Source organism: Morganella psychrotolerans, assembly GCF_001676155.1.
Lineage (GTDB): Bacteria > Pseudomonadota > Gammaproteobacteria > Enterobacterales > Enterobacteriaceae > Morganella > Morganella psychrotolerans.
In genome coordinates this window covers 255,967-281,653 of the sequence record NZ_LZEW01000001.1, presented here as the reverse complement: position 1 = coordinate 281,653, position 25,687 = coordinate 255,967, and the positions used below count along the sequence as shown (strand labels likewise).

At 45.8% G+C, this 25,687-nt stretch carries 22 protein-coding genes and 4 pseudogenes; 14 read left to right on the top strand and 12 right to left on the bottom strand.

Annotated elements, in window-relative coordinates; genetic code table 11:
* Positions 1–202 precede the first annotated feature (202 nt).
* Positions 203–1,702 carry an amino acid permease gene (locus AYY16_RS01395; protein WP_067361058.1) on the bottom strand — a complete coding sequence of 500 codons (1,500 nt, stop codon included), beginning with the start codon at positions 1,700–1,702 and terminating at the stop codon, positions 203–205.
* Positions 1,703–1,880: 178 nt separating this feature from the next.
* Positions 1,881–2,747 carry a DNA-binding transcriptional regulator YeiE gene (gene yieE, locus AYY16_RS01385; protein ID WP_067361052.1) on the bottom strand — a complete coding sequence of 289 codons (867 nt, stop codon included), beginning with the start codon at positions 2,745–2,747 and terminating at the stop codon, positions 1,881–1,883.
* 180 nt (positions 2,748–2,927) lie between these two features.
* Here yieE and AYY16_RS01380 point away from each other — a divergent pair.
* Both AYY16_RS01380 and nfo read left to right on the top strand, forming a co-directional pair.
* Positions 2,928–4,017: pseudogene (locus AYY16_RS01380) on the top strand (YeiH family protein).
* Positions 4,018–4,109: 92 nt separating this feature from the next.
* Positions 4,110–4,952, top strand: a complete 843-nt coding sequence (gene nfo / locus AYY16_RS01375) for a deoxyribonuclease IV (RefSeq protein WP_067361049.1) — start codon at positions 4,110–4,112, stop codon at positions 4,950–4,952.
* A gap of 6 nt (positions 4,953–4,958) precedes the next feature.
* On the opposite strand, the gene fruK is transcribed toward nfo, so the two are convergent.
* Positions 4,959–5,894, bottom strand: coding sequence for a 1-phosphofructokinase (gene fruK / locus AYY16_RS01370; protein WP_067361046.1), 936 nt, complete (start codon positions 5,892–5,894; stop codon positions 4,959–4,961).
* A gap of 238 nt (positions 5,895–6,132) precedes the next feature.
* On the opposite strand from fruK, the gene AYY16_RS01365 reads away from it, so the two are divergent.
* The 3 genes and pseudogenes from AYY16_RS01365 (at position 6,133) to yeiP (ending at position 8,783) form a co-directional block, all read left to right on the top strand.
* Complete coding sequence (locus AYY16_RS01365; RefSeq protein ID WP_067361043.1) at positions 6,133–6,555, top strand: nucleotide triphosphate diphosphatase NUDT15; 423 nt, start codon at positions 6,133–6,135, stop codon at positions 6,553–6,555.
* Positions 6,556–6,731: 176 nt separating this feature from the next.
* The gene (gene mtr, locus AYY16_RS01360) at positions 6,732–7,979 is read left to right on the top strand and encodes a tryptophan permease (RefSeq protein WP_067361040.1); all 1,248 of its coding nucleotides are present in this window, start codon (positions 6,732–6,734) and stop codon (positions 7,977–7,979) included.
* 200 nt (positions 7,980–8,179) lie between these two features.
* A pseudogene (gene yeiP / locus AYY16_RS01355) lies at positions 8,180–8,783 on the top strand (elongation factor P-like protein YeiP).
* Positions 8,784–8,887: 104 nt separating this feature from the next.
* Here the strand turns inward: yeiP and AYY16_RS01350 are convergent.
* Both AYY16_RS01350 and AYY16_RS01345 read right to left on the bottom strand, forming a co-directional pair.
* Positions 8,888–9,241, bottom strand: a complete 354-nt coding sequence (locus AYY16_RS01350; RefSeq protein WP_067361037.1) for a type 1 fimbrial protein — start codon at positions 9,239–9,241, stop codon at positions 8,888–8,890.
* 165 nt (positions 9,242–9,406) lie between these two features.
* Positions 9,407–9,736, bottom strand: a complete 330-nt coding sequence (locus AYY16_RS01345; RefSeq protein WP_067361034.1) for a hypothetical protein — start codon at positions 9,734–9,736, stop codon at positions 9,407–9,409.
* 365 nt (positions 9,737–10,101) lie between these two features.
* Between AYY16_RS01345 and AYY16_RS01340 the strand changes: the two genes are divergently transcribed.
* Positions 10,102–10,821, top strand: a complete 720-nt coding sequence (locus AYY16_RS01340; protein ID WP_067361031.1) for a phosphatase PAP2 family protein — start codon at positions 10,102–10,104, stop codon at positions 10,819–10,821.
* A 329-nt stretch (positions 10,822–11,150) separates the two neighbouring features.
* Complete coding sequence (gene mepS, locus AYY16_RS01335) at positions 11,151–11,705, top strand: bifunctional murein DD-endopeptidase/murein LD-carboxypeptidase (protein ID WP_067361028.1); 555 nt, start codon at positions 11,151–11,153, stop codon at positions 11,703–11,705.
* Between the two features lie 123 nt (positions 11,706–11,828).
* Here the strand turns inward: mepS and AYY16_RS01330 are convergent, their stop codons facing one another.
* The 4 genes from AYY16_RS01330 to rsuA form a co-directional block, all read right to left on the bottom strand.
* Positions 11,829–12,098, bottom strand: coding sequence for a YejG family protein (locus tag AYY16_RS01330; protein ID WP_268874111.1), 270 nt, complete (start codon positions 12,096–12,098; stop codon positions 11,829–11,831).
* The gene (locus AYY16_RS21335) at positions 12,050–12,172 is read right to left on the bottom strand and encodes a YejG family protein (protein WP_268874110.1); all 123 of its coding nucleotides are present in this window, start codon (positions 12,170–12,172) and stop codon (positions 12,050–12,052) included. Before AYY16_RS21335 ends, AYY16_RS01330 begins: the two co-directional genes overlap by 49 nt.
* A 516-nt stretch (positions 12,173–12,688) precedes the next feature.
* Positions 12,689–13,873, bottom strand: coding sequence for a Bcr/CflA family multidrug efflux MFS transporter (locus AYY16_RS01325; RefSeq protein WP_067361025.1), 1,185 nt, complete (start codon positions 13,871–13,873; stop codon positions 12,689–12,691).
* A gap of 35 nt (positions 13,874–13,908) precedes the next feature.
* A complete protein-coding gene (gene rsuA, locus AYY16_RS01320) occupies positions 13,909–14,604 on the bottom strand; it encodes a 16S rRNA pseudouridine(516) synthase RsuA (protein ID WP_067361022.1) in 696 nt (231 codons plus the stop codon).
* 213 nt (positions 14,605–14,817) lie between these two features.
* Between rsuA and AYY16_RS01315 the strand changes: the two genes are divergently transcribed.
* Together AYY16_RS01315 and rplY are read left to right on the top strand one after the other, a co-directional pair.
* Positions 14,818–16,578: a DEAD/DEAH box helicase gene (locus AYY16_RS01315; RefSeq protein ID WP_067361019.1), complete on the top strand. Its 1,761-nt coding sequence runs from the start codon at positions 14,818–14,820 to the stop codon at positions 16,576–16,578.
* Between the two features lie 173 nt (positions 16,579–16,751).
* The gene (gene rplY / locus AYY16_RS01310) at positions 16,752–17,033 is read left to right on the top strand and encodes a 50S ribosomal protein L25 (protein ID WP_067361015.1); all 282 of its coding nucleotides are present in this window, start codon (positions 16,752–16,754) and stop codon (positions 17,031–17,033) included.
* Between the two features lie 77 nt (positions 17,034–17,110).
* Here rplY and yejK read toward each other — a convergent pair whose 3' ends face one another.
* The gene (gene yejK, locus AYY16_RS01305) at positions 17,111–18,115 is read right to left on the bottom strand and encodes a nucleoid-associated protein YejK (RefSeq protein ID WP_067361012.1); all 1,005 of its coding nucleotides are present in this window, start codon (positions 18,113–18,115) and stop codon (positions 17,111–17,113) included.
* A 233-nt stretch (positions 18,116–18,348) separates the two neighbouring features.
* Here yejK and AYY16_RS01300 point away from each other — a divergent pair.
* Together AYY16_RS01300 and yejM are read left to right on the top strand one after the other, a co-directional pair.
* Positions 18,349–18,577, top strand: a pseudogene (locus AYY16_RS01300) (YejL family protein).
* A gap of 27 nt (positions 18,578–18,604) precedes the next feature.
* Positions 18,605–20,365 carry an LPS biosynthesis-modulating metalloenzyme YejM gene (gene yejM, locus AYY16_RS01295; protein WP_067361009.1) on the top strand — a complete coding sequence of 587 codons (1,761 nt, stop codon included), beginning with the start codon at positions 18,605–18,607 and terminating at the stop codon, positions 20,363–20,365.
* A 144-nt stretch (positions 20,366–20,509) separates the two neighbouring features.
* Here the strand turns inward: yejM and lpxL are convergent, their stop codons facing one another.
* Together lpxL and AYY16_RS21500 are read right to left on the bottom strand one after the other, a co-directional pair.
* Positions 20,510–21,436, bottom strand: coding sequence for an LpxL/LpxP family Kdo(2)-lipid IV(A) lauroyl/palmitoleoyl acyltransferase (gene lpxL / locus AYY16_RS01290; protein ID WP_067361006.1), 927 nt, complete (start codon positions 21,434–21,436; stop codon positions 20,510–20,512).
* A 206-nt stretch (positions 21,437–21,642) separates the two neighbouring features.
* A pseudogene (locus AYY16_RS21500) lies at positions 21,643–22,373 on the bottom strand (TSUP family transporter).
* A 233-nt stretch (positions 22,374–22,606) separates the two neighbouring features.
* Between AYY16_RS21500 and AYY16_RS01280 the strand changes: the two are divergent.
* The 3 genes from AYY16_RS01280 to AYY16_RS01270 all read left to right on the top strand — a co-directional run bounded on the left by AYY16_RS01280 (position 22,607) and on the right by AYY16_RS01270 (position 25,022).
* Positions 22,607–23,284: a DUF1345 domain-containing protein gene (locus AYY16_RS01280; protein WP_067361003.1), complete on the top strand. Its 678-nt coding sequence runs from the start codon at positions 22,607–22,609 to the stop codon at positions 23,282–23,284.
* A gap of 798 nt (positions 23,285–24,082) precedes the next feature.
* The gene (locus tag AYY16_RS20095; protein WP_150384766.1) at positions 24,083–24,397 is read left to right on the top strand and encodes a hypothetical protein; all 315 of its coding nucleotides are present in this window, start codon (positions 24,083–24,085) and stop codon (positions 24,395–24,397) included.
* A 256-nt stretch (positions 24,398–24,653) separates the two neighbouring features.
* Positions 24,654–25,022, top strand: a complete 369-nt coding sequence (locus AYY16_RS01270; RefSeq protein ID WP_067360997.1) for a ribosome-inactivating family protein — start codon at positions 24,654–24,656, stop codon at positions 25,020–25,022.
* The last annotated feature ends 665 nt before the right edge of the window (positions 25,023–25,687 follow it).

Genomic DNA, 25,687 nt, shown 5'->3' with positions numbered 1-25,687 from the left:
CAATCTGTCTACCTTTCCTGAGATAACGATATATCGAAAGATAACGCAATTGTATTTATACAATAAACAGATAAAACATCTGACTTAATCGATAAAATTAGTTTCAATGTCACTGATACACCAACAGTGTCTGTTACATACAGACAAAAAAAAACCTGACTAATAAAGTCAGGTTTTTTATCAATTTACGTGATAAGTCACACTATCCGGCAGAACCCGGTTCTTTATAGCTTCCGGGAAAGTCCATTTCACCATAGCGGACAAAACGGGTGCGCTTGGTAATTTTGTAACCAAACCAGATAGCGAGGAACAGCGGCAGCCCGATATACGTGGCGACCACGCCTACCCAGTCAATCTGATCCTGAAGGAAGGCTTCATAGTTCTGTCCCAGGGTAATGCCCAGACACAAAATAAAGGCAAAGATAGGACCCACCGGGAAAAAGCCGGAACGATACGGAAGATCTTTCAGGTCATAGCCCTGGGCAATATAGCCTCTGCGGAACCGGTAATGACTGATAGCAATACCCAGCCAGGCAATAAACCCGGTCATACCCGACGCATTGAGCAACCACAGATAAACAGACTGATTACCAAACATAGAGGTCAGGAAACAGAGTGCGGCAACCACGGTTGTGGCAATCAGCGCGTTACGCGGCACACCGCCTTTGGATAATTTACCGAATATTTTCGGTGCCTTACCGGAGCGCGCCAGGGTATACAGCATACGGGTTGATGCATACATACCTGAGTTACCCGCAGACAAAACGGCGGTCAGGATAACCGCATTCATTACCGCCGCAGCAGACAGTAAACCGGCACGTTCAAAGACCAGGGTGAACGGACTGACGCTGATATCCGATGTACCATTACGCAGCAGGTTCGGGTCGGTATACGGAATGATCAGGCTTATCACTAAAATAGCCAGCACATAAAACAGCAGGATACGCCAGAACACTTTACGCACCGCTTTCGGGATATTTTTAGCCGGGTCTTTTGATTCACCCGCCGCAATACCAATAAGCTCCGTTCCCTGGAAAGAGAAACCGACTATCATTGCCACCCCGATCATCGCCGCGAATCCGCCTTTAAACGGCGCTTCCCCGATGGTCCAGTTGTGCCAGCCCGTTCCCTCACCACCTTTCATAATTCCGCTGATCATCATGACACCCACAATGATAAACAGAATAACGGTAGTAACTTTAATTAATGAGAACCAGTATTCCGCTTCACCAAACCCTTTCACCGAAATGAAGTTGATAAGGAACATAATCGCAAGGAAACACGCACTCCAGACCCAGCCCGGAATTTCTTCCGCCGGGATCCAGTAGGTCATCACCAACTGAGCCGCCACCAGGTCAACGGCAATAGTGACCGCCCAGTTGTACCAGTAGTTCCAGCCCAGCGCGAAACCAAAACCCTCATCGACATATTTTGCGCCATAAGTGGCAAAAGACCCGGAGACCGGCATATATGCTGCCAGTTCGCCCAGGCTGGTCATTAAAAAATAGACCATTAAGCCGATAATCGCGTAGGTTAACAGCGCTCCGGCCGGTCCCGCCTGGGCAATCGTTGCACCGGACGCAACAAATAACCCGGTTCCGATGGAACCCCCGATGGCAATCATTGCCAGATGGCGCGCTTTTAATTCACGGCGCAGTGTCCGGGGTTGCTCACCCGCAGATTGATTCGCTTGCTGAGACATTACAATCCTGTTTTATGTTGTTCTTTTTGATCCACTGTGCACGATTGTAGCGAAATCCCGGGGCAGTACCCAGCAAATATGCGGTATTATAAGATACCTGCATAATTGATACGGGATTATAAGCACCCGGCTTATAATTGCCTGCCGGATAACCGGCGGCAGAGAGCAACCCGCCGCCTCAGCGGCAATATGTCAGGAAGGTATTAAGTGCATTGGAGATATGTTTCTGGCGGTGATAAATACGAAACAGTGTACGGGTCAGGCTCAGCCCGCCGACACTTACCTCCGCCAGCAGCCCGTTATGCAGTTGCTCATCGATCACCCTCCGGGACAGGCAACTGACACCGCGCCCGAAACGTACCGCATGCTTGATAGCCTCGGAATTACCCAGTTCCATCTCCACACGAAAGCCCGGCAGACGGGTAAACAAGATTTGATCCAGCACTTCTCTTGTACCGGACCCCCGCTCACGCAGTATCCAGGACGCACTCTGCAAATCATCCAGCGTCACACTATTTTTCCGGCTCAGCGGGTTATCCGGGCTGCAAAAAATCACCAGCTCATCTTCCAGCCAGGGTTCGGTAATCAGTTCAGGGGAGTGGCACGCGCCTTCGATAAGCCCCATGTCCACACGAAATTCCAGTACTGATTTAATAACGTCCTCAGTATTGGATATATAGAGTTCTAACGGGGTATTTTCATGCATCGCCCGGTATGCCCCCAGGATCTTCGGCAGCATATAGTTACCGATTGTTGTACTGGCGGCGAAACGTAATGCGCCCGCATCGGTTTTAAACAGTTGTTCAATTTCGCCTGCCTGCTCCAGCAGAGCAACGGCTTTGGGGTATAATAAGCGCCCGTGCTCATTAGTGACCAGACGTTTTCCGACCCGGTCGAATAGCTGAACATTCAGCTGGTTTTCCAGATCAGTCAGCGAGGCGCTCACAGCGGACTGTGAGAGTGACAGTTGGAGGGAAGCTTGTGTCGTCGAACCGGACTTCTGAACTTCTGCAAAAACTTCAAGTTGTCTCAGTGTGATGCGCATGGCAGCGATCCCTTATTTTATCCCGATTTTTATCATCATATTAACATTATACTTATAATTTAACATTGCCATTACCGCTAACCTGATTTTTCGATTGATTATAGAATTATTATCAATTTTTAAAATATTACGCTTTTCGCTATGCTGTTGCCCATCGTTATTTGTTTGTGAGAACCACACATGTCAGAGAGTAATATGAAAACAGAAAAAACTAAAAACACCGCCACATCAACGTGGCTGAGACTGATTCCGGGCTTAGCCCTCGCGGGGGTTCTGACAACCGCCGCCATGTTACTCGGTGAGATGCCGTGGTTTATTAACCTGGGGCTGGGCGCACTGACACTGGCTATTTTGCTGGGAATTGTGGCGGGCAATACGGTATATCCGAGCTTAAAGCCGCAATGTGAACACGGTGTGGGGTTTGCCAAACACTATTTTTTACGTGCAGGTATTATTTTGTACGGCTTCCGCCTGACCTTTCAGCAAATCGCCGATGTTGGTCTGAGTGGCGTTATTGTCGATGCCGTTATGCTGATAAGCACATTTTTTTATCGCGATGTATATCGGGCGTAAATGGTTCGGGCTGGATGAACAAACGGTGATCCTAATCGGTGCCGGCAGCAGTATTTGCGGAGCCGCTGCCGTCATGGCAACAGAGCCGGTCGTAAAAGCCCCCGCCAGTAAGGTTGCCGTTGCTATTTCAACCGTGGTTATTTTCGGGACACTCGGGATCTTCCTGTATCCGTGGCTGTTTCACCTGAATGCCACCCTCGGCTGGCTGCCGTTTAATGACATGAATTTCGGGGTGTATGCCGGGTCTTCCGTGCATGAAGTGGCACAGGTTGTGGCGATTGGTCATGCCATCAGCCCGGATGCGGAAAATGCAGCGGTGATCAGTAAAATGATCCGCGTGATGATGCTCGCGCCGTTCCTGCTTATCCTGTCACAATACCTGAGCCGCCTGAACAACAAAACCGGCGATGGCACACAGGAAAAATCAAAAATCACCATTCCGTGGTTTGCCGTTTTCTTTATTCTTGTGGCAGGATTTAACTCATTCCATCTGATCCCTGAAGTGATTGTTAGCTACATAATCACTCTCGATACTATTTTACTGGCAATGGCAATGGTGGCGCTGGGCTTAACCACACACGTCAGTGCTATCCGTCAGGCGGGGATTAAACCGATGCTGATGGCGCTGGTGCTCTTCATCTGGCTGATTATCGGCGGCGCGGCAATCAACCTGGTTATACCGTCACTCCTGAGCTGAACCGGTTATCCCGGTTGTGCGACCGGGATCGCCTGCCACTGCAATCTCCTTTTTCTTATGCCATAATCGACACAAAGAAGGAGAATAAAAAAATGAAATATGTAGGAGCACACGTCAGCGCCCTCGGGGGTGTTGATCAGGCCGTTTTACGCGCACATGAGATAGGTGCCACAGCATTCGCCCTGTTCACCAAAAATCAGCGCCAGTGGAAAGCGGCTCCCTTGTCAGAAAAAGTCATTACCGCATTCAAAGCCAACTGCAAAAAATACGGTTACGGAAAAGGTCAGATCCTGCCTCATGACAGTTACCTGATTAACCTCGGACACCCGGAGCAGGAAGCGCTGGATAAATCCCGCGATGCCTTTCTGGATGAGTTACAGCGCTGTGAGCAGTTAGGGATTGATCGCATCAACTTTCACCCCGGCAGTTTTCTGAACAAAATCGCGGTTGATGATTGCCTGAAACGCATTGCTGAATCCATTAATATTGCGCTGGATAAGACAAGCGGCGTGATTGCTGTAATAGAGAACACCGCCGGTCAGGGCACCAATCTCGGATTTCGTTTTGAACAGCTTGCCGCCATTATTGACGGCGTGGAGGATAAATCACGGGTCGGCGTTTGTATCGATACCTGTCACGCCTTCGCCGCCGGATATGATTTACGGACGGCTGAAACCTGTAAAGCGACGTTTGATGAATTTGAACGCGTAGTCGGATTTGAGTATCTGAAAGGTATGCACCTTAATGATGCAAAAAGTGAATTCGCCAGCCGCGTTGATCGCCACGACAGTCTGGGTATCGGAAAAATCGGTAATGCACCGTTTGAATTTATTATGAAAGATAAACGGTTTAACGGTATCCCGATGGTACTGGAAACCGTTAATCCCGATATCTGGCCGCAGGAAATTGCGTGGCTGAAGTCTCTGGAAAAATAGCCTGGTTCAGACCGGGTTGAGCGTAATTCGTGCCATCATGGCAGCCAGTTCAGCGCGGTCGCGAACACCGACGCCGGGCTGGCTCACCGCCAGCGCGGAAACGGCTGTCGCCATCCGCAATGTGTGCTCACTGCTCTGGCTCATCAGCAGACCATACACCAGCCCGCCGACCATCGAGTCGCCTGCACCAACGGTACTTATCACCTCACAGTGCGGTGGTTTGGCAAGCCAGGCACCGGAAGCATTAACCCATAACGCGCCTTCCTGCCCTAATGAAATCACCACATGGGCAATGCCTTTATCCCGCAGCGCATGAGCGGCGGTGATAACATCAGCCAGTTCCGGCAGGGGTTTACCTGCCCAGATTTCCAGTTCATGACGGTTGGGTTTCACCAGCCACGGAGTGGCTTTCAGCCCCGCTACCAGTGCTTCCCGGCTGCTGTCAAAAATAATGCACGGACATAACTGACGCAGCTTGCTCATCCAGGCAGTAAACCACGCCGGATCAACCCCTTCCGGCAAGCTACCGCTGACCACCACCATGTCGAACTGCCCGAGCCAGGTAAGCGAATCGGTCATAAATTTCTGCCATTCACTTTCCGCGATACGGAAACCGGAGAAATTAAGATCAGTCACTGACCCGCTGTTTTCCGTGAGTTTGACATTAATCCGGGTGCGCCCGGGAATAACATGGAAACGGTTTGCCAACCCGTTTTCACTGAAAAAATACTGAAATTCTTCCTGATTTTCTTTTCCCAGAAAACCACTGACAGTGACATCCACGCCAAGATCGCGCAGAACTTTTGCCACATTGATGCCTTTTCCCGCAGGATGTAACCCGACAGTTCTGACACGATTCACCTCGCCCAGCTCAAGGGATGAACACATCCCCACCAGGTCATAGGCCGGATTTAAGGTAATAGTGGCTACTCGACGGGTCATCAGCCGGAGGCTCCCTCAGTTATTATTGGCTAAGCGGCTATAAACATTATTAATATTCAGTGGCGTGACAAATAAGCCACTTTTGAATCGTTTCAGTTATAACACACCCGACGGGATATTCTATGCTCTGAATCATTCAATTTGCAGGAAGACCCTGTCAAAACAAAACATACTGTCAGACCGGCGGGCCGCAGTGTAACATAGCACCTGTAATCTGATTGAAAATAAGGACAGAATAATGTCAGTCGTTGTCGGCACCGGTGTCATCATTATCAATAACAAAGGTGAGGTTTTACTGGGAAAACGCAGCGGAAAACATGCGCCTTACTGGTCAATCTTCGGCGGCCATGTTGATCCCGGGGAAACCTTTGAAGCCTGTGCTATCCGTGAAATTGAGGAAGAGGTTGGTATTACCCTGCACAACCCGCAGGTTATCGGGCTGTGCAATAACCTGCAAACCTATCAGGAAGAGGGAAAACACACGGTGTCTGTTTGTCTGCTGGCAAAATATGACAGTGATACTCTGCCGGTTATTCAGGAGCCGGATAAATTCAGCGCTATTATATGGTGCTGTCCTGATACCCTGCCCGAGCCACACTTTGAAGCCAGCCGTAACGCCATTCATCTGTGGAAGACGCAGCAGTTTTATCTGAAAAAATAACACGCTGAACCTTCCTGCTCTGCTCAGTCAGGTGCGGAAGGTGCTCATTAATTACTCATTCGTATCATAATTCATGAATTTACCGGTTTATCTGCTTTACAACATTTAAATACAACCGTATCATCAAGCTAGTACACAGAACTAACGTATACAGAACCAAATAACCGGAGAATTTTATGAGCAGTGACGCAATAACCCAGACCAAACGCCCTTCTGTCCTCGGCGGTGCCATGATTATCGCTGGTACCGCAGTCGGTGCCGGTATGTTTTCCATTCCGGTTATGACGGCAGGTGTCTGGTTCACAGGCTCTGTGCTGCTGCTGATTTACACCTGGTTTTGCATGTATATGTCCGGACTGATGATCCTGGAAGCGAACCTGAATTACCCGACCGGCTCCAGCTTTCACACTGTTACCAAAGATTTACTCGGTAACGGCTGGGCGACAATTAACGGGCTGTCTATTGCCTTTGTCCTGTATATCCTGACTTACGCTTATATTTCTGCGGGCGGCTCGATGCTTCAGGAAAACCTGTCTGCGCGGGGATTGTCGATAACACCTGCGATGAGCGGGCTCCTGTTTGCCGGCGTTGTTGCTGTGATAGTCTGGATCTCGACCAAAGCCGTTGACCGCCTGTGTACCATTCTTATCGGCGGTATGGTTATCGCGTTTGTGATGTCCGCGGGCGGAATGGTAACTGAGTTTAAACCGGCTATTTTATTCAATACCGCAGACCCGGATGCACATTATCTGCCTTATGCGCTGGTGGCACTGCCGTTCCTTCTGACCTCTTTCGGGTTCCACGGAAATGTGCCGGGGCTGGTAAAATATTATCAGAAAGATGCAAAATCTGTGGTGCGCAGCCTGTTTATCGGCTCCCTGATTTCTCTGGTTATTTATATTTTATGGCAGTTTGCCGCGCAGGGTAATGTGCCGCGCGCAAACTTTAAACAGGTCATGGCTGAAGGCGGTAATATCACCGCGCTGTTAGGTCAGATGAAAGCCGTGATCCGCAGTGATGCTACTGTCAATCTCCTGAATTTATTTAGTTATATGGCGCTGGCAAGCTCATTTTTAGGGGTATCGCTGGGATTATTTGACTACCTTGCCGACTTCTTTAAATTTAAGGATAACGGCACCGGCCGCCTTAAATCAGCCCTGTTTACCTTTATTCCACCGGCAATACTGGCCGTGCTGTATCCGGACGGTTTCCTGTATGCCATCGGCTTTGCCGGGCTGGCAGCGACTATCTGGGCGGTCATTGTTCCCGCACTGATGGCAAAAGCCACACGTCGGCGCAACCCGATGGCGGCATACCGGGTGCCGGGCGGCGATGCCATGATCATCTTTATTATTTTGTTCGGTGTCATTAACGCAGTAACCCATATTTTATCGATGATGAATTTACTGCCTGTTTACCGCTGATTACCGACCTGTTAACACCCGCAACCGTAAGGTATGCGGGTGTTTTTCATTCTCAGCACCGCAGTTGTAATTTAGGCTTGCACATTGGAAAAACTACGCGTAATTTTGTCGCCAATCGGGAGGCTGTTCCGGCTTCTTTTATAATCAATATATGCCCAACATCATTCAGGATGCAGGCAATGAACCCGCAGTTTGAATGAATAAGGGCATCATCAGGTAACAGGACATATTATGCTAAGGCCAATGAAATCAAACGGGGTAGTGCAATCAGCTATAACGGCAAACTGCTGATCGTCAAGGATGTCGATGTCCAGACGCCAAGCGCCCGTGGTGCCAGCACACTGTATAAAATGCGTTTCACCGATGTCCGTACCGGGCAGAAAGTGGAAGAGCGTTTTAAAGGCGATGATGTTCTGGATACCATCACACTGTCCCGCCGCGCGGTTCAGCTCTCCTACGTGGATGGCGATGAGTATGTGTTTATGGATGATGAAGATTTCACTCCGTATCCGATGAAAAAAAGACCAGATCGAAGACGAACTGCTGTTTATTCCCGAAGAAGGCTTACCGGGAATGCAGGTGCTGACAATGGATGGCCAGGTTCTGGCGCTGGAATTACCTCAGACAGTCGATATGGCTATCGTTGAAACGACTCCGGGGATCAAAGGGGCATCAGCCAGCGCACGGACAAAACCGGCAACAATGCCGACCGGACTGGTTGTTCAGGTGCCTGAATATATGAGTGCCGGTGAAAAAATCCGTATTCACATCGCGGAACGCCGTTATATGAGTCGCGCAGATTAATTCGCGTAGTCAATAAATAACGGTTTGTTATCCGGGTTACCGGTTTTCTGCCACCGGCGGAAACCGGATAACTCAGGTGCGTTCATACTTCCGCTCACTTGCGCTCAGAAATAATCCACCCGCAAATACGCCTCGCCGCGCTGTTCACTCAGCACAACATAGGATGTCCGCCCCGCCGACTGTGGCAGTCGTCCCTCCGATAATTCACCGTCCGTTATGGTATCGCGGATATTGTCTGACCTGCCATCACGCAAACAGCTATATTCGAAAGCAGGTGATTGCCTGTCCGGTTGTTTTCCGGACTGTTGCTTGCCGGGCGTCAGTACACGTACCTCACACGCCGCATTCACCACACTGCCTGCCAGCAAAATAGTGCCTTCATTCATTGCGGGCACAGATGTCACAGTTGCAGATAAGCTGAACAATATACCAATGATAATCGTTTTCAGATGACTCACACAGGCACCCCGCTGTTACTTTCATTCTGACAAACGCCTGTTAACGTTATCTTTGTTATAGCGCGGAAAGTGAAAGAAAAGAAGAGAAAACCGGTATCGCGGTGCGTTACATCACACGATCACCGGTTTCCTCTGCTTACAGTTGACAGTGAGCTTTGTTCTGTATTAAAGATAACTGACAACCACCATTGCCAATGATTTGCTGTCATCTATCCATTGCAGTTTTGCATGCCCTACATTTGCGGGGATCAGATTTGCGAGTGATGTGGTTTTTTTGGTAATCGTTTTTGTATTGAGTTGTTCCTTCTTCATCCCTGAGCGGTAACAACGGGAGCTGATATCATTTGTCTGAAAGTCCATCATGCAGGGACCCTCAACAATAGCTCCGTGGAATATGATAATGCCTGACGATCCACGATTTTTAGTCTCTGATGCTGATGTAATACTACTGAGTAACAAACCGAAAACAGAGATAAAGAATAGTAGCTTTTTCATGGTATACCTCGTTAGGTAGTCTGTTGCGGAGCAGTCCGTTTGCCGCCGCAATGAAAAAAATTCACTTATTCTTTATCGACAATATGTCACTAATCTTTACCGTTATATAACATTCAGCCCTGTTTTTTTAGTGTCCTTCCGGAGCTTTGTCCTGAAGCATCCTTTATTGACACTCCGTCTTGTACGTATTATCCATTTGCTGTTCATATAACATTATTATAGTGCAGATCTTAAAATTAACACTTTTTACATTAAAATAACATTTATTTTTTCCCTCTTTTTGCCTACCTGTTTTCACCGGAATTCTGCCAGAGTAGAGAGGTAATTTTTTACTCAATTTCCCGGTATTATCAGCGGATTAAAGAATGACCGTGCAACGCCTCACCGTCCCCCTCACCCTCAGTCTGACAGCGGTGTTACTGTTTATGTCCTGGTATCTGCCGGTCGGCTATGGCCTCTGGGCATATCCTGACAACGCCGTGTTTCATTTTTTCAACGACCCGCTCGCCACCCGGCATTCTCTGGCCACCTTTATTGCCATTATTAATAACCGGGCATTTGATCTCGCCTCACTACTGATGATGGGAACACTGTATTACGCAATATTTCGCCGCAAAGATGCCGCAGGTAAGCGCAGGTTAGTCATGGCAGGTATTGTGATGGTGGTCAGTGCGGTTATTATCAACCAGATTGGTCAGGCACTCCCTTTTGACCGCCTCAGCCCGACACTATCAGTTGAGCAGGCGAACCGGGTCGGCGATATCACGGGTATCTATACAAAAGATGCATCCAAAAGCAGTTTCCCGGGCGATCACGGGCTGATGCTGATGATTTTCTCGGCTTTTGTCTGGCGCTACGGCGGATTTCGTTACGTTCCTGCCGCTGTGCTGGTAATGATTATGTTCTCTCTGCCCAGAATTATGGCAGGTGCCCACTGGTTTACTGATGTTATAGTAGGGTCGTTATCCCTGACACTAATCAGTATGAGCTGGCTGCTTCTGACCCCTCTGAGTGACTTATGTGTTAATTTTTTGGTTCAGCGGATGCCCCGTATTTCCGATATAACAAAGATTATTTCACATTAAATAAACATATTTAGCATCCTTTTCTGATTGTTTTTACTGACAAGTTTAATGTTTTGTAAATAACCGCCTTTACCTATCGCCATTTCAGGTTCCTTTATGTAGTATCAATCCGTTCGATTATTATGAATAGATTAGTTTCATCAATAATACATCATTATCTGATGCCGGCTGGCTCTGTGCTAAATAATTGTGCTGAATATAAAATGTGTTGTTCCACACGTTTTTTTATATAAACGTATTGCGCATCTCAGTGTATTTAACTAATGTGAATATGTTTTGTTTATTTCAGTGGCATTTGTCACATAAGGACTGCAAGGGAAAACGCATACATGGTCACATCTCAACCAATTCTGAGATATGTCATCCGGTTAGTTCCGGCTTTGATTATCGCAGCGACGTTATCGGCATGCAGCACATCACCGAATACAGCACGTCAAGTTCAATCTGAAACCCGTACAACTAATTTTGCCTTGCAAGCGTCTCAGGATGAATTCGAACAGTTAGTTAATAATGTTGATGTAAAATCTAAACTGATGTCTCAGTATGCCAGTTGGAAAGGCGTGTCTTACCGCCTCGGTGGCACTACCCGTTCAGGTATTGATTGCTCTGCTTTTGTCCGCCAGACTTTCCGTGACCAATTTGGTATGGATCTGCCCCGCTCCACAGCAGAACAACAAAGTGCCGGTAAAAGTGTAAAACGCACAAAATTACAGGCAGGCGATTTGGTCTTATTTAAGACCGGTAAATATCAGCGTCATGTCGGTATCTATGTTGGTAACGATAAATTCGTCCATGCATCCACATCAAACGGTGTAATGGTGTCGAATATGACAGATAAGTATTGGAACAACCGTTATTATGACGGACGTCGTTTAATGAAGTAATGTTGTACTTCCCTTGCAACATCTCTTTATAAATAAAAAAGCTTCCTTTTCAGGAAGCTTTTTTATTTATGTCTGGCTCATTAATTCCGACTGCAACACCGAAGGTGTTCTGTTAATAACAACTCAGAACGGGTAAAGAGCCGATATATTTTCCGCAATCGCAGCACCGGCGGTTTTCAGCGCACACAGTGCCATCCCCTCATCACCACTGCGCAAAAACAAACACGGCTCACCTTCCCAGGTCAGGATCACGCTGTCAATCTGTAATCCTTCCAGATGCGCCCGGATAATACAGAGCGCATCATGTGTTGATTTATGGCCATGGCTCAGTAATTTTAAGCCTCTCAGGCTATCTTCCCCGTACGTACGGTCTCCGGTAAAGCTTCCACCCACTGTCCGGTATCATGACCGGATAGCCGGTAATGTTGTGGTAAGCGGGTAACAACCGAAAGCGCATTACTATTCACACTATCATCCTGTCATGCTGTGCCGGTGGATTATCTGACGTTACTTTTTCCGGTACCATTGCACGGGAAAAGCGAACATTAAATGATCAGACAAAGTAAAACACCGGTTATAGACTTCAGACTCAGCCAGCAAACACATTATGTTTTTTTAGCTGAATATTAACATCATCAATTCATTTGACCCTATTTGTATACTGTTTTGTTAATTTTCTCAACTTGTTTATTTTATATCATATAGGCTGAATTGAATTTATAAGGATATAATCTCCCGGTGAAAACACGTGTATACCCGTAAATGTAATTTAAAATCAGTTAATTATAAAAACGGGGTATTAATGCGTGGGTTTATGCGCGGTTTTCAACCAGAAAATGCCTTTACATAAGTGTAACTTTTCATGATTCAGATCAACGTAATATCCTGCAGATAATTAAGCCGGGTAATCACTCGACAATTACTGATCTTACGCCGGGATCTGCGGCTCAGGTGAATACCCAAGCCGGCAGGGGGGAAAATAATCAGGCAAAACGCCGGGCGTACAATACTAATGACGCCGCAAGCAGGATACACAATGCCATCGCGCCGACCATCGGCCAGACAGTGGTCATTTCAAACGATGCCACCACCGCACCTACACCGGCACCAATACCAAAACGCAGTACACCGGCCAGAGATGATGCTGTGCCCGCCATGTGCGGATAGTCATCCAGGATAACTGCCATAGCGTTTGAGGTGATCATGGCGATATTTCCCACATAACAGGCAACACCAATCAGAATGGCAATAAAACCAAGATCAGCGATAGCGGCAAACATCAGCCAGCATCCGGCAATAAGCTGCACCACAAGCCCGGTACGCAGCATATTCAGCGCACCAAAGCGCCGGACATAGCGACTGTTAATCGTTGTCATAATAAACAGGAAAACGATATTCAGTGCAAAACAATAGCCGAATTCCAGCTCCGTCAGACCATAAAGCTGAATGTACACAAAAGAGCCGGCAGAGATAAACGAAAACATACCCGCAAATGAAAACCCGGAGGCCACCATATAGCAAAGCACCTGTTTCTGGCGGAACAGGACAACAAACTGCCCCAGCATCGTGCGCATCCGAAACGGCTGACGCCGCTCTTTCGGCAGGGTTTCCCGGATAAAAAAGAGCACCAGTACGGCGGCGATCAATGCTGCCACCATAATTGTCCAGAAAATAGCATGCCAGCTGAACCACAACATCAGCAAACCGCCCATAATCGGCGCAATCAGAGGGGCAATTGTCATCACCAGCACAACAAAAGACATACTGCGGGAGAATTCATCTTTCGTGAACATATCCCGCATCAATGCATTGATCACCACACTGGCCGCCGCCGCAGCGAAACCATGCAGCCCGCGCATACCGATAAAGGTATCGATATCCTGCGACAGCGCACATCCCGCAGAGGCCAGCGCAAAAATCAGCGTTCCGCCGAGAATAACCGGTTTTCGTCCGAGGGCATCCGCCATCGGTCCGTACACCAGTTGCCCGGTGGCAAAGCCAATCAGGTAGCTGTTGAGGGTCATCTGAACATCACCCTCAGAGGCACCGAAGTCACGGGCGATGGTCGGCATGCTTGGCAGATACATATCGATTGCCAGTGGCATCAGCATCGATAACAGGCCCAGAATAAAAATCAGGCCGAAATAAGTCGAACGTTGCGATTGCACGCCAGTTACTCCGTATTTAATTCGTTATAAGGTCTTCAGAGAATTGACTGAATTTCCTCATCAGTCAGCGGGCGGTACTCTCCCGGCGCCAGGGTTTCATCCAGTACAATGCCACCTACCCGCTCGCGGTGCAGCGCATTGACATGATTTCCGGTCGCCGCAAACATCCGTTTTACCTGATGATAACGCCCTTCTGAGATAGTCAGACGCACATCCTGCGCTGTAATAATCTCAAGTTGAGCCGGTTTGGTCGGATGCTGCTCACCGTTGAGCATCACACCTTCAGTAAACAGAGCTGCAGTATTGTCCGCCACCGGTGCATCCAGAGTCGCGCGGTAGGTTTTTTCACAGTGATGTTTCGGCGAAGTGATACGGTGGGACCACTGGCCGTCATCTGTCATCAGCACAAGCCCGGTGGTATCAATATCCAGCCGTCCGGCAGCATGTAATTTATGAGCAACCGGTTCATCCACAAAATAGAGGATTGTCGGGTTGATCGGGTCATCCGTAGAGCAGACATAGCCCTGTGGCTTGTTCAGCATAAAATAACGGGGACCTGTAACGTGCGACATGATATTGCCGTCATAGGCCACTTCATTGTCCGCATTGATTTGACGTGAGCCGCTTTTCACAACTTCACCATCAACAGTAACCAGCCCTGTGCGCAGTTCTCTGGCAACAAGGGTCCGGCTGATGCCCGTCTGATGGGCAAGGAATTTATCCAATCGCATGATTGTCTCTTAAAATGACGCGCCCGTGAGCGCAACTGGCAGATATAGTGAAAGATTTATTTTGATAATAACAGCAGAAATAATTATAACAACAAAGCATCAGAATAGCAGCGTCTTTCCCGCAGTTTATCTCCCGGTGCGCAGTCAATTATCGCGCCTGAAGTATGATATGCTTATTACCCTGTTTTCTGTACCAACCCGCCGGAGTTATTCATGGCTTTCACCCTGCGCCCTTATCAGCAGGAGGCTGTCGACGCCACACTGCACTATTTCCGCAAGCACACCACACCGGCAGTCATTGTTTTACCGACCGGTGCCGGGAAAAGTCTGGTCATTGCAGAACTGGCAAGGCTTGCGCGCGGACGGGTGCTGGTGCTTGCCCATGTGAAAGAACTGGTTGAACAAAATCACAGCAAATATCATGCCTATGGATTAAATGCAGGGATTTATTCAGCCGGGCTGGCACAAAAAGAATCCTCACAAAAAGTCATATTCGGCAGTGTGCAATCCGTCGCGCGTAATACTGACGATTTCGGCGGCGCCTTTTCACTGCTGATTATAGATGAATGCCACCGCATCAGCCTGAGTGAAGACAGTCAGTACCAGCAGGTCATACAGCATCTGCGCAAAACCAATCCGGGTCTTCGGATCCTGGGGCTGACCGCCACCCCCTACCGGCTCGGCAGCGGCTGGATCTATCAATATCACTACCATGGCATGATCCGCGGAGAAGATTCGTGCTTCTTCCGCGATTGCATCTATGAATTGCCGCTTCGCTACATGATAAACCATCACTATCTGGTGCCGCCACAACGCCTGGATATGCCGGTTCTGCATTATGATTTCAGTCAGGTGCCGGTCAGTTCCCTTGGTATTTTTGACACACAGGCACTGAACCGTGAGCTGAAAAAACAAAAACGCATCACACCACAGATTGTCCGCCAGATTATTGAATACGCCGCACCCCGTCAGGGTTGTATGGTATTTGCTGCCACCGTGGAGCACGCAGCAGAGATAGTCACTCTGCTGCCGGCAGGAGAAGCTGCGCTTATCAGCGCCGATACCCCGGCACAGGAGCGTGAAGCGGTGATCCGTGCCTTTAAAGCCCGCGAACTGCACTATCTGGTGAATGTCTCCGTTCTGACAACCGGGTTTGATGCACCGCATGTGGATGTCATCGCTATTTTGCGCCCGACTGAATCTGTCAGTCTTTACCAGCAGATTGCCGGACGCGGGTTGCGCCTGTCCCCCGGAAAAACAGAGTGTCTTATCCTCGACTATGCCGGAAATCCGCATGATCTCTTTATGCCGGAAGTAGGGACTCACAAACCAAACAGCAAAAGTCAGCCGGTGCAGGTATTCTGCCCGCTCTGCGGATTTGCCAACCTCTTCTGGGGAATATGTACCGACGACGGGCATATTATTGAGCACTATGGCCGCCGCTGTCAGGGAATTATTGATGCCGATGATGATTGCGCCCGCCATCAGTGTGATTTCCGCTTCCGCTTCAAACTCTGCCCGTCCTGCAACGGCGAAAATGATATTGCCGCCCGACGTTGCTGCCACTGTGATGACATCCTCAGTGATCCTGATGATATGCTCAAAGCCGCACTGCGCCTGAAAAATTCGCTGGTATTACGCTGCGGTGGCATGACGCTCACCCCCGGCACGGATAATCGTGGTGAATGGTTATCCGTGAATTATTATGACGAGGATGGCACATCCGTCAGTGAACGTTTCCGTCTGACAACCCCGGCGCAGCGTTTTGTATTTGAAAAACAGTTTCTGGCGCAGCATTTACGTGCGCCGGGTGTGCCGTTTAACTGGCAGGATGCACAATCGGTGATCAGCCAGCAAATCCTGCTGCGCTACCCTGATTTTATTGTCGCGCGCAAAAAAGAACCGTATTGGCAAATTCGTGAAAAAATCTTTGATTATCATGGGCGTTTTCGTAAATCTGATAGTCTGGCATAATCTTATACTCCGCTTTTCCGCTTTTATACCGGGTTTCGTTTGCCGTTTGTCCGCATTTTCGGTAAAATGTACGCCGCTTCATCCCGGGAAATCCGGGCGGGAGCCAAATACCGACTTTGCTGCTGGGTCGCCTGTAGCAGAGATTTTTTTTACTCTTTTCAAAGAGAAAAGTTATGATTACTATTAATGCTGAATTACGTAAAGATCAGGGTAAGGGTGCGAGCCGCCGCCTGCGTCGCGCAAACAAGTTCCCTGCTATCGTTTACGGTGGCAACCAGGAGCCTGTTTCCATCGAACTTGATCACGATAAACTGATCAACCAAGAAAACAAACCTGGTTTCTACGATGTATTGACTCTGGTTGTCGATGGTAAAGAAACTAAAGTGAAAGTACAGGCTGTGCAACGTCACCCGTTCAAGCCTAAACTGACACATATCGATTTCCTGCGCGCTTAATTAACGCCAACTATCGAGCTTTATCGGGACGCCGAGTAAATAACGCCGCTTTTGCGGCGTTATTTATTTCTGCCCTGCTATCCTTTATTACCTCTGCGCTGTAACTGATCCCGCAAATTCGGCGGTGTACCTTTAATCGTCAGCGTGTCTGTTACCGCATCCCAGAAAATCCGCTCACCCAGTAACATTGCATCGAAATTGATCGTCATTCCGCCGCCGCTGCCGGCAAATTTAGTCAGTTGGCGAAGTGTACTGCGATCGGCCGGAAAGGATTCTTCCAGCCCGTACTCTTTTTCCTGTGTAAATTCAGCAAAGCTCTGTTCACCCAATGGCGGCAGCTCTGCGGACAACTCAGTCAGCCGGATCTCTTCCCCGCTCTGCAACTGCTCATTACAGTATTCAGAGACCTGTTTGCGGTACGCCTGACGCTCTTGCTTACCGGCCTGCGTCTCTTCACAGTAATCATCCAGCGCCTGTAACAGACCTTTGTTCTGCACTTTGGCGTTAAACCCTTCGGCAGCACCCAGGAAATCCATGAAGAAATCAGAGACTTTCCGCCCTACCCGGCCTTTCAGAAAGGTCAGATAACGGACTGATTCCGGGTTTGTTTCCCATTCCGTCAAATCAATACGGGCAATAATATCCGCATGCGGAATATCCAGATAATGTGTGCTGTTCAGCTCCAGGCTCTCATTTACCAGCATACTCTGACAACTGTCCAGAACCGCGACCAGCAGATATTCCACCGCCAGGTAGCGGTAATGGGCAAATAACACCACTCCGCCCTGGGCAAACGGGTATTTTGCCAGTTCATCTTTCAGCCGCACTGTTGCCGCACGGGTAAAAGCGTGAAATTCTTCCTCTCCCTGACGCTGTAAGCGCAGTGAAGCCGATAACTCACTCTCTTCATTAAATACACCATACGCTTTACTCTTCGCGCTGTAGACCCGGTGCAGTTCTGCCATCATCTCTTCAACAATGGCGGTTTTTTCAAGCGGTGTGTCCCGCAGTACTACTTCCAGTGTCTGCTCATCGCGTTTAATCAATTGATGTAACGCAATCTGAATAATATCCAGACTCATTTTTTGCTCCTCAGGCCTCGTTTGCGCGTATTCAAACATCGTTATGATACGCGTGCAAGTCTCATCCGCACCAGAATACGCCACAACATGGCAACCGACTGAATGCAGAATAAAAAAAATGTTTCTTCCTGCGTAACCGCAACCATAATTGAAATAATTTTCTGCAAAAAGCAGAAATACGCGCGCTCATCAGTTATGATATAGAGCTTTGTACAATCAGGATATATACGTTTATGCCACAGTCATCCCGCTACAGTGATGAACGCGTTGAAAAGTTACTGGCTGAGTTGGTCAGTGTGCTCGAAAAAAAACCGGACACCAACCGACCTCTCGCTTATGGTATTAGGAAATATGGTAACCAATCTCATCAATACCAGTGTTGCACCATCGCAGCGTGTGCATATTGCTGACTCCTTTGCCCGTGCACTGAAATCTTCCGTCAGTGAAGATAAAGCGCATTAACCGCACTCCGGCTGATAACGAAACACTATGGTAACGTATCGTCCGAAATACGGTGACAAAGTCTCCCAGATGATAAGCTGGGGGCACTGGTTCACCCTGTTTAATATACTGCTGAGCCTCGCACTCAGCAGCCGTTACCTGTTTATTTCTGACTGGCCGGGCACTCTGACCGGTCGCATTTATGCCATCAGCAGCTGGCTTGGTCACTTCAGCTTTCTGGCGTTTGCCCTCTATCTGCTGATTATCTTCCCGCTCACCTTTGTGGTGATGTCGCAACGTCTGCTCAGGTTTCTCTCTGCCGCTATCGGAACCGCCGGACTGACACTGCTGCTGTTTGATATCGGGATTTATGAACAATTCCGCCTCCACCTGAACCCGGTCGTCTGGGATCTGGTGATAAACCCTGTACAGGGTGAAATGGCGCGGCGCTGGCAATTTATCTTTATTGCTATCCCGGTTATTTTTCTTGTTGAAATGCTGTTCGGCACCTGGAGCTGGCAGAAACTGCGCAGCCTGAACCGGCAAAAATTCGGTAAACCGGTTGCTGTGGTTTTTATCACCGCCTTTATTACCTCTCATATTATGTATATCTGGGCAGATGCCAATTTCTATCGTCCGGTAACAATGCAACGCTACAATCTGCCGGTTTCCTACCCGATGACCGCGCGCAAATTCCTCGAGCGCCACGGGCTGATTGACACCAGCAGTTATGAACAACAACTGCTTTTGCACGGCGATCCGACTGCGCAGGGTGTGGAATATCCGGTCAATAAACTGAGCTATGCGGACACCGGCAGCGGGTATAATTTGCTTCTCATCACACTCTCTTATCTCGATCAGGACGATATCAGCAAGTCGATGCCGAAGCTGGCGCATTTCGCACAGGAAAGTACGCAATTTTCCCAGCACTACAGCAGTGAGATTGATCCGGAAAAAGCCCAGTTCGGGCTGTATTACGGGATCTCCGGCACCTATTATGACGGCATACTGAACGGACGTGTTCCGTCGGCGCTGATGTCCGCGCTCAGCGCACAAAACTATCAGACCGGCTTTTTCTCAACAGAGAACTTTACGTCGCCGCTCTATCGCTATGCCCTGCTGGCAGACTACAGCCTGCCGCCACTGCGGGACACCGAAGAAGCCGGTAAGAAAAACAGCAGTATTACTGATGTGGCTTACCGCTGGAGTGCCTGGCTGAAACAAACCCGTCAGGGACAGCCGTGGTTTGCGCTGGTTAATCTGAGCGCACCTGTGCCGCTTAATTCTGATATGACTGATATTGATGATGTCCTGGGCGTACTGATACAGGATATCCGGGCGCGGGGTGAGTGGGATAAAACCGTCATTATCATTACTGCCGGTGCTAATGACGACGTGAATGAATTACAGAGCACCTGGGTCACCGACGGGAAATTTAACCGCGGACAGTTACGCGTACCGTTGCTTATCCACTGGCCTGAAACACCTGCGCAGGTTATCACTAAACTGACCGCGCACCCTGATATTATGGCAACGCTGATGCAGCGCCTGTTGCACGTCAGCAATCCGCAGAGTGAATATACTCAGGGCGAAGACCTTTTCAGCCCGACGCGCCGTAAACCATGGATATTTACCGGAGATAACAACAACCTGGTAATTATCAAACCGGACTCAGCTTCTGTTCTGACATCGCAGGGAAAATACCAGCGTTTCGATGAAAATGATGACACAATTAAGCATGCCAAGCCGGATATGGCAGAATTATTACAGGTTCTGACTGAGCAAAAACGGTTTATTGATACGGATTAACCCCGCAGATTAGCCCGCTCACTGAAACTGTGTGACGACAGATATAAAAAAACCAACCTGCTCAGGTTGGTTTTTTTATATCTGTCTTCTCTTGTCGCCGGCCGGCATCCTGAATGACGTTGGGTATATATGATTTTTTATTAATCAATATACGCCGGGCTCGCCTTTCGGTCTTGTTTTAAAGCGCCGGTGCGCCCAAAGATACTGGTCAGGCGCTCTCATTATCTCAGCTTCTATGATTTTATTCATTTTATGAACATCATCCCGCTCATTTCCGCTTGGAAAGCCTTCTATTTCAGGACTAATAATTAAGCTGTAATGCTTATCCGCTTTACTGTCATTTCTGACCAGAGAAACCGTCAGTGAAGGTGATCCGGATAAGCTTGCCAATATCACCGCACCTTTTGATGTGGAGACATTTTCAACGGCAAAGAAAGGAACAAATACCGTTCCTTTGACACCAAAATCCTGGTCAGGTGCAAACCATATCGCCTGACCTTTCTTCAGCTCATTCACCATAAATCTCAGGTTTTTTCTGTCGATCATTCCTTTACCTGAACGGCACCGTGCTTTTGTCTGAATGTATTCCATCGCTTTATTATTATGCGGGCGATACATCGCATTGACCGGAAGACTTAACCCCATAATCCGGCCACCAAGCTCCATCAACATCGCGTGCGTACCAATCAGCAAAATGCCTGCATTTTTCTTATTTGCATCAGTAAAATTGGACAATCCACTGATGGAATATAACTTACTGATCCTTCTGTCACTCCAGAACCAGGCAATACCGGTTTCAAATAATGCAATCCCCAGAGAAGCGAGATTATCCATAACCATATCATTAATTTCAGAATTTGTTTTTTCAGGAAAGCATAATTCCAGGTTTCGCCTGATTATAGATACGCGTCTTTTTATAAAGAACCGGGAGAATTTACCTAAGCGCTTACCGATGAAAAGCAACCACGCATAAGGTAGTTGAACCAATAAGAACAAAACAGAAACGCCAAACCAGGTCAGAAAATATTTCGGATGAAGTAATTTTAACGAGAACGAATTTTTAGAATACACAGACAAGAGTCCTTCAGAGGCTTAAAAGACCTTCCTTTAAGATTTAGTGAAATTAGACTACATTAATCAATAAAAGTCATTTTATAATATTTTTTATTTTCAACAAGTATTTAATGTTCACTAAATTCATACTTTTCCGGTACACAACGCAATTTCGTGGCGGATTTAGCAAAGAATAGACATTTCCCCGGCAGATAAGCCTTATGTCAATAATACATATCAATCAGCATCTTTATACTGATACCTGCTGAGACTAAAATAATCATTGGCCTGATTATTTTTTGACCTGATGACAGCACTACCCCCGCTCCCAGTCTGGCGCCAATCACCTGCCCGGCAAACATGAGCAGTCCTAATGTCCAGATCATTTTTCCACCTGCAATGAAAAAAAATAACCGACGAGGCATTAGATGCCAGATTCAGAAAATTAGAATGTATTTGTGCCTTATCGATACGATAACCCAGTAACAACATATAACCTATTGTATAGAAAGTGCCCGCTCCTGCACCCAGAAAACCATCATAAAACCCGATACCTCCGCCACAGATAAATGAAAATAAAAAATAAGAAACACGCTGTTTTTCTTTTGATTTTGTAATATCAGGCGAAAAAATAAAATAAAGCGTCACGCCGATAATTAATATCGGAAGTAATTTTTTTTAAAAATGAGGGATCGATAAACTGAACAAAAATAGTACCGGAAGCCGCACCAAAGAATGTAGCAATAAAAACCCATTTATTATTTTTTAAATCAATTCGTCCATGGCGTAAAAAATAGATTCCGGATGTTAATGAACTGCCCAGTGCCTGCATCTTATTTGTAGCAAGTGCGTTAGCGGGAGGTAAACCTGAAATCAGTAATGCACTGATGGAAAGAAATCCACCCCCGCCTGAAACTACATTAATAAAACCGGCGGCAACCGCAACAAAAAACATGATAACAAGAAATGTTATGCTCATGGAAAGTTACTTTTAATATTATGATGTTGGCCAGTATAAATATAAAACAGCCGATAAAAAGTGATCTTTACGGAAAATGTTATGAATAAAAAGCGTACAGCTGTGACCTGATGCCGGTAAATCAACATATGTGGCGGATACAGGCTATCTATGTCAAATATTTTGTATTGTAGTACACTGGAAACAGTGATTTCTGACAGGGCATTGATATGTTACGTTACGGCATCCGCATCACTCATATTGTTCGTCATACTCTTCATTCACGTCCGCGTTTTGTGGTTTCATTGTTTGTGGCCCTGGTCACCTTTTTCGTATTACTTCCCACACAAAGCACGCTGATGTGCCTGATCCTGGGCTGGAACGCCTTTTCATGGGTTTATCTGCTGTTTTTGTTTGAACGGATGATCAGTAAAAATGTAAAAGATATCCGTAAACTCACGAAAATCGAGGATGAAAGTGCGCGGATGGTTATATTTTTTCTGCTGGCCGGTTGCTGTGTAAGTTTGCTGGTTCTGTTCTTTGCATTAGGCGGACACGGAAATCTCACCGGGCATGATAAAATTTATCCGTATATACTGACAGCCTCCACGCTTATTTCATCCTGGCTGCTGCTGCCGGCCGGATTTACGATGCACTATGCCCATCTTTATTATAACAATGACGAACAAGATAAGCCCTGGTTGATATTTCCGGATAAACCTGCGGAGCCCGGGTATTCTGATTTTATGTATTTTTCCTTTACCATTGCTGTGGCATCACAAACGGCAGACGTTGAAATTGCCTCAACACCAATGCGTCGCGCTGTAATATTACAATCCATTGTCTCTTTTATTTTTAATATGGCTATATTGGGTTTATGCATCAATATTTCAGCCGGGTTATTTTAATGAGCTGAGGGTAAACAACAACCAATGACGGAGTTAGCTGGACAAAGCTTACCGTGAAACATATTGTACCAATGTTTTCTTCTATCTTCCTTTGCCCTCAGCCTGTACCTTGAATGACGTTCAATATAAATAATGAGCATACAATAACAAATCTCATTAATTATTTACACCTAACATAATCAATGAGATTATATAGTTAATCGTTATGATTTTTCGGATATTTATCGCTCCCCGTACACTTGTATTTTTCATTTAAACCACCATAACTAATTTGTTAATTTTCAAATAAAACCTTAATTACAGCATGCCTTAATAAATGTTATTATACTGCACAGGTAACACTATATGTATACTGCATAAAACCCATCACGTATAAAAATCGCCATTTTATATGTAATGTAATTTACATTAATATCCAAAAGGATATCATTATGCTTAAAAAAACCTATATTTATAGTAATGTCATTAGCTTACTTCCCAAGCATGAACACCTTAGCGGAAGAAACTAATTTATTAGTCTGTGATGCCAAAATAACAAAAATGGAGAGAAGCGTAAACCATAGAGTAACAATAAAATATTATAACACTAATACCAGTCAATATGAATTACTTGCACCTCATTTATCTTTTATTCTCCCAGCATCATTGTCCGCCTTTAACTTTATCAAAACAGCATATTTATATAACAAACCACTATGTGTTGAATACAAACAGGAAGGTACCGGTGATAACCAAATAAATTACATAAAAAACATACATGACCATTCATTATAGAATTAATAAAGCAAAGGAAATACCATGAAAAAATATTTATTATTTATACCGTTAGCATTTGGAATTACATTCACCCCATTATGCTACGCTAAGGATTTTTCTGATCGATGTGGGGCTTATGTTAAAGAAACCTATATAGATTCAAATTCTGACTATCGATTTAAATTAGTTAATAAAGATGGAACTCCATTTGATGGTAGTAACTCATGGAGCTTTACTGCAACAAATTTGATGATTATTGAAATGTTAAATATGGCGCACTTATCTCTATCACCTATCTGTATCAATTACAGAACCACCTCGAATTACTGGAATATATATTCCGTTAGTATGCAGTAATATTATCAACCACTAATTGAATAGGATGGTATTATGTTTAACAAAATCATACTCATTATCGCCTTGAGTATTCCACTGCATGCTTATTCAGGATTAGACATTCAAACAATAGAGAAAGACTTTAATTTCAGAAATGACGCTATGTATCTAAAATCAATTGACACATTAAGATACTCTCTCAGCGACCATAACAATAGCTACGGTAAATATGTATATATATCTGAAAAGGAAAACAAGATATATAAAATGAAAATAAATGCTGATAAAAAATAATAATACATACATACATTTAGTATTCAATGCTAGGAATGCCTATATGCTTGGGTTTATCACCAGCAACAAAGAGAATAATATTATAAAAGAAAAATACTATCGATTTAATGAGGATAAAAAATCAGATCTAATAGATATTAACAATATAACTACTTTTACACTTCCTTTTAGTGGTAATTATACTGATCTAGAAAGAAAATCAACGCCAAGAGAAAAAATGATTACCAATATGTCATCTGTAGAAACAGCTGTCACTATTTTAAGCAAACACCATGAAAATAAAAAATATGATGATAAAACTTCTGCTGATCTAAAAAAAATCTATGCTTCAATTAATTTTGCTCACTTCTGAATCAGTAAGGTTCCCTCCAATAAGAAAATGGAATAGTGAGCATTTAAAAAAAAGTTAACACTACCACTACACCTTTTGGTCTTGAATATAGAAAACTCACTAATGACTGGTCTATGATAAGTAACGATTTTAAAAAAAATATATGGTTCCCACAGTAATAATAGATTTAATTACTCCTTTAAATTTGGAAATATGATGGACCATCCTCAACCTTATAACAGTACTAATATACATAACCTATGCGATTATGCCAATTATATACCTGATACTCCCAAGAGAGATAACGAATTATCAGAAAAATCACATAAACTTTATTACATTGATATCCTTGGTGAAAGAACATATTTCCCTGAAAATCAATTCATGTATATAAATTATGCAATGACATATTATTACTAGTTACACAACTTTATTTTAATAGGAATAAAATGCGAAAAATTATAGTTATACCTGCAATATTTAGTATCTTATTTACTATATCAACACATGCTGAAGAACGGTCAGAAACATTAACAAAATGCCGACTGAGTATAAAGAACTTCTCACAGAACTATACAGAGTACAGAATGACACTTTTTCTTTATGATAAATTAAATGACCGAGAAATTTTATTTAAAAATAAATTTGGTTTCGTTCTTCCATTAAATACTCACTCCTATAACTTT

Bases quoted from the DNA above. Each gene is read 5' to 3' on its own strand.
- rplY (WP_067361015.1), top strand. From the start codon at position 16,752: ATGATTACTATTAATGCTGAATTACGTAAAGATCAGGGTAAGGGTGCG.
- fruK (WP_067361046.1), bottom strand. From the start codon at position 5,894: ATGACCCGTCGAGTAGCCACTATTACCTTAAATCCGGCCTATGACCTG.
- AYY16_RS01315 (WP_067361019.1), top strand. From the start codon at position 14,818: ATGGCTTTCACCCTGCGCCCTTATCAGCAGGAGGCTGTCGACGCCACA.
- yejK (WP_067361012.1), bottom strand. From the start codon at position 18,115: ATGAGTCTGGATATTATTCAGATTGCGTTACATCAATTGATTAAACGC.
- yieE (WP_067361052.1), bottom strand. From the start codon at position 2,747: ATGCGCATCACACTGAGACAACTTGAAGTTTTTGCAGAAGTTCAGAAG.
- rsuA (WP_067361022.1), bottom strand. From the start codon at position 14,604: ATGCGATTGGATAAATTCCTTGCCCATCAGACGGGCATCAGCCGGACC.
- AYY16_RS01280 (WP_067361003.1), top strand. From the start codon at position 22,607: ATGTTACGTTACGGCATCCGCATCACTCATATTGTTCGTCATACTCTT.
- mtr (WP_067361040.1), top strand. From the start codon at position 6,732: ATGAGCAGTGACGCAATAACCCAGACCAAACGCCCTTCTGTCCTCGGC.
- AYY16_RS01365 (WP_067361043.1), top strand. From the start codon at position 6,133: ATGTCAGTCGTTGTCGGCACCGGTGTCATCATTATCAATAACAAAGGT.
- nfo (WP_067361049.1), top strand. From the start codon at position 4,110: ATGAAATATGTAGGAGCACACGTCAGCGCCCTCGGGGGTGTTGATCAG.
- AYY16_RS01345 (WP_067361034.1), bottom strand. From the start codon at position 9,736: ATGAAAAAGCTACTATTCTTTATCTCTGTTTTCGGTTTGTTACTCAGT.
- AYY16_RS20095 (WP_150384766.1), top strand. From the start codon at position 24,083: ATGAAAAAATATTTATTATTTATACCGTTAGCATTTGGAATTACATTC.
- mepS (WP_067361028.1), top strand. From the start codon at position 11,151: ATGGTCACATCTCAACCAATTCTGAGATATGTCATCCGGTTAGTTCCG.
- AYY16_RS01270 (WP_067360997.1), top strand. From the start codon at position 24,654: ATGCTGATAAAAAATAATAATACATACATACATTTAGTATTCAATGCT.
- yejM (WP_067361009.1), top strand. From the start codon at position 18,605: ATGGTAACGTATCGTCCGAAATACGGTGACAAAGTCTCCCAGATGATA.
- AYY16_RS01395 (WP_067361058.1), bottom strand. From the start codon at position 1,702: ATGTCTCAGCAAGCGAATCAATCTGCGGGTGAGCAACCCCGGACACTG.
- AYY16_RS01340 (WP_067361031.1), top strand. From the start codon at position 10,102: ATGACCGTGCAACGCCTCACCGTCCCCCTCACCCTCAGTCTGACAGCG.